Raw genomic sequence first — 4,523 nt, 5'->3', positions numbered from 1 at the left:
CGGACGCTGCGTCGCGAACGTCGTCGTCTCCGTCGGACCATAAACATCCGCCACCATCAACCCAGGACACGCGTCCAACACCCGGCGAATCGCCGCCGCAGGCACAACCTCCCCACCAGTCCAAACCTCACGAGCACCCGTCAGGCAATCCGGCCCGTCCTGCGCCAGCATCCGGAACAACCCGGACGTCACGAACATGCCCGTCACCTGGTACTCGGTGACCAGCCGGCGCATCAGGTCCACGTCGATGTCGGTGGGTGGTGCGATCACCGCCTGGCCGCCGTTGAGCAACGGCACCCACAGCTCGTACGTGGAGGCGTCGAACGCCAACGGCGAGTGCACCAGCACGCGTTCATGGGCGCCGTTGTGGAAGCGCCGCTCGGCCGCCAATGCCACACTGTCCCGGTGCCGGACCGCGACTCCCTTGGGCACACCGGTGGAGCCGGAGGTGTACTCCACGTAAAGGAGGTTGTCCGGATGCAGCTGTGGGATCGGCTGCTGCGGCTCGACAGGAAGCACCGTGTCGACCGGCTGGACATGTCCACTGTAGACCTCCGCGGCACGGGTCGCCCATTTCCGGTCTGTCAGCAGTACACGCGCTTCTGCCTGGCCGAGCACCATCCGCATCCGGTTCGCCGGTGCCCGGGCGTCCAGCGGCAGGTAGGCGCCGCCGGACTTCGCCACCGCGAGGACGGCCACCACGAGGTCGAGGGAGCGATCGACCAGAATCCCGACCCGGTCCTCGACACCGACTCCCAGCGCGATCAACCGTTGGGCCAACAGGTTCGCTCGGGCGTCCAGTTCCGCGTAGGTCAGCGAGCCGTCGTCGGACACCACCGCCACCGCGTCCGGTGCCCGCCGAACCTGCTGGGCGAACAAGGCTGGCACCGTGCCTTCCGGCAGCGGGTTCGCAGTGTCGTTGTGCTCGACCAATACCCGGTGTCGCTCGTCGGCGCGGAGCAGATCGATCTCCCCGACTCTGCGGTCTGGCGACTCGGTGATGACGGTCAGGACGCGGGTGAGGTGCCCGGCCAGCCGCTCGATCGTCCCCGCGTCGAACAGTTGCGGGTCGTAGCCCACGTCGATCGCCAGCCGCGCTCCCGGCCGGACTCCCACGCTGACGGGGTAGTTAGTGGTCTCGATAGCGTGCAGGTCACGAAGGTGCAGGCCGTGCGCGGACGCCGCCTCGTCGTTGATCGGGTAGTTCTCGAACACCAGGATGCTGTCGAACAGGGTGACCCCGCCGGGCACTTCGCTCCAGCCTTGCAGTTCGGCGAGGGACACGAAGTCGTACCGGCGTGCGTCGGCCTGCGCGGACTGCAGGTCCCGCAACCATTCCAGCACCGGGCGGGAACTCGTGACCTCGGCCCGCACCGGCAGGGTGTTGATGAAGATGCCGGTGATGGTGTCCGCGCCGGGCAGGTCAGCAGGCCGGCCGGACACTGTGGAGCCGAAACAGACATCCCGTTGTCCACTGTAGCGGGACAACACCAGCGCCCAGGCGCCTTGCATGACGGCGTTCAACGTCAGGCCGTTGCGTTGAGCGACTTCGCGAAGCTGCGACGTGTCCTGTTCGGACAGCTCCCGCGAGTGCCACTCGGCCGAGCGGGTGGTGTGTGCCCGTCCGGTCACGCGGTCGTACGGCAACGGCGTGGGCGAGTCGAAACCTGACAGCACATCGCGCCAGTAGTCCTCGGCTTCTTGCCGGTCGCGAGCGGCGAGCCAACGCAGGTAGTCGCGGAACGGCCTGCGTGTGGCCAGTCGCGGTGTGCGTCCGTGGGCAAGCTCCGCATGGCAGGCGAAGACATCGGTCAGCACCTGGAACACGCTCCACCCGTCCAGCAGGACGTGGTGGAAGGTCCACACCACCTGGACCGCGGTGGCCGAAACGCGGGCCAGGACCAGCCGCATCAGCGGTGCGGTGGCCAGGTCCATGCCCATCGCCTGGTCCTCGTCGAGCAGGTCGCCCAGCCTTCGCTTCCGCTCGTCCTCGGTCAGGCCGGTCCAGTCCAGTACCCGGACCGGGACCGCCACGTCACGGCACACCACCTGCACCGGTTCTGCGACACCTTCCCAAGCCACCCGACTACGCAGCACCGGCGTGCGGTCCACAACCTCCTGCCACGCCCGGCGGAGTACGTCCGGGTCGGCCACACCGTCGAGCACGAACGTCACTTGCTCGAAGTACAGGCCCTGGTCCTCATGGGAAATGCTGTGGAACACCAATCCCGCCTGCATGGGCGTCAACGGGTAGATGTCCTCGACTCCCCTGCCGTCACCGGCCAGTTCGTCCACAGTGGCCTGATCCAGCCTGGCCAGGGGGAAGTCCGCAGGGGTGCGGCCGCCTACGTGCGGCTGGCGACAGTGCTCGATGATCTCGCGCAGTGTGTGGACCAAGTTGTCGGCCAGTTCCCGCACGGTCGGCTCGTCGTGCACGTGCGGGGAGTAGAACCAGCGGAACTCCAAGCGCTGCTGTTCGACCGCACCGACCACGTCCAGCAGATGCGGCCGTGGCGTGTCCGCGGCGGCGTCCGACTGCAGGCCACCGATCACCCGCAGCTCTCGATCTCCGCCGGCCCAGTCGAACTGGCCCAGGTAGTTGAAACTCACCTCTGGCCGGACGTCCAGTGATTCACCGCGCAGGTACCGCAGGGCGCCATAGCCGATGCCACGCCGAGGCACCCCGCGGACCTGTTCCTTGACGGACTTGAGCGCGGTCGCCCAGTCGCCTGCCCGGGCGTCCAAGGCGACCGGGAACATCGTGGTGAACCAGCCGACAGTGCGGGACAGGTCGACGCCGTCCAGCAGGCCTTCCTCGCGCCCGTGCCCTTCGAGATCCAGCAGCACCCGGTCCTGGCCGCTCCACCGGCCGACCACGGCGGCCAGTGCGGTGAGCAGGACCTCGTCGACCTTGGTCAGGTACACGCCCGGCACGTCCTTGAGCAAGGCGCGGGTCAGCTCCGGCTCAAGGCTGACCGTCACCGACTGCATGTCGCCGACGGTGTTCTGACCGTCATGGTCGCCCGGCAACGCAGCGCCTTGCGGCACACCAATCCAGTGCGCCAGCTCATCGTCGAAGCCGCCGGCCTCGGCGCGTTCGGTCAGCCGGACGGCCCACTCGCGGAACGATGTGGTCTTCGGTGCAAGCTGGACGGTTTCGCCATCGGACAGCTGGCGGTACGCGGTTTCCAAGTCCTCCAGCAGAACACGCCACGACACCCCGTCGATCACCAAGTGGTGCACCGCAAGGAACAACCGGCGACCGGACAGCACAGCTTTGACCAAGGATCCCTTGCTCAGGTCGTAGGCCACCGCGTCCAGTTCGCCGACATGCAGAACGTCGGCGGGCTGGAAGGGCGCGACGCTCTGCCTCCATTGCCCGTCAACCACCTCAAGCCTGGTGCGTAACGCGTCATGGTGCGCCAGCAAGGCATCGAGGGCCAGGCGCAGCACCGCCACGTCCGGCTCCTCGGGGAACTCGACCACAATGGACTGATCCAGGCGCTGGGCGTGCTCCCCGTGCGTTTGCAGGAACCAGTGCTGGATCGGCGTCAACGGCACGTCACCGGTCACCGGGCCTTGGTGCGTCACGGTCGACGTTGCCTCGCAGGCGGCGGCCGCCAGCGCGGCCACCGTCGGGTGCACGAAGAGATCCCGTGGTGTCAGGCTGAGGCCGGCCCGGCGAGCCCGGGAGACGACTTGGATGCTGATGATCGAGTCACCGCCGAGCTCGAAGAAGTTGTCCTCCACGCCGACCCGCGGCACGGACAGCAACTCGGCCCAGACCCCGGCGAGAACGCGCTCGGCGTCGGTGCGTGGCGGCACGTAACCGGTTGTCACCGCGCACCAGTCCGGTTCTGGCAGGGCCGCGCGGTCGACCTTGCCGTTGCGGTTGAGCGGCAACTTCTCCAGCGTGACGAACGCCGACGGCACCATGTAGTCCGGCAGGGACCGGCGCAGGTACTCGCGGAGCTCGCCGTGGTCGACGGTCCCGACGACGTAGGCGACCAAGCGCTTGCGTCCGTTCTCGGCCCGGACGATCACCACGGCCTCGGTGACGTCGTCGTGGCGCAGCACGGCGGATTCGACCTCGCCCAGCTCGATCCGGAAACCACGGATCTTCACCTGGTCGTCGGTGCGTCCGACGAACGCCAGCTCGCCGGCCGACGTCCAGCGCACCAGGTCACCGGTGCGGTACATCCGGGCGCCCGGCTCGCCGAACGGGTTGGCGACAAAGCGTTCCGCGGTCAGGCCCGGCCGGTTGAGGTATCCGCGGGCCACGCCAGTGCCGGCGATGTACAGCTCACCCGGCACACCCGGCGGCACCGGGCTCAGCGATTCGTCGAGCACGTACGTCCGCATGTTGTCCAGCGGCCGTCCGATCGGCACCGCTTCCGGCACCTCTGCGGCCGACAACATCGGACGCTGCGTCGCGAACGTCGTCGTCTCCGTCGGACCATAAACATCCGCCACCATCAACCCAGGACACGCGTCCAACACCCGGCGAATCGCCGCCGCAGGCA

At 68.1% G+C, this 4,523-nt stretch carries 1 protein-coding gene; it reads right to left on the bottom strand.

Annotated elements, in window-relative coordinates; all coding sequences use genetic code 11:
* Positions 1-4,509: condensation domain-containing protein (locus GC106_RS46865; RefSeq protein WP_312873459.1), on the bottom strand; the 4,509-nt coding region annotated here is incomplete at its 3' end.
* Positions 4,510-4,523: the final 14 nt, after the last annotated feature.

The organism is Kibdelosporangium persicum, from assembly GCF_013280595.1.
In the GTDB taxonomy this organism is placed as follows: Bacteria; Actinomycetota; Actinomycetes; order Mycobacteriales; family Pseudonocardiaceae; genus Kibdelosporangium; species Kibdelosporangium persicum.
The sequence above is the reverse complement of the archived record's forward strand: the minus strand, read 5'-3'. Positions and strand labels throughout refer to the sequence as shown.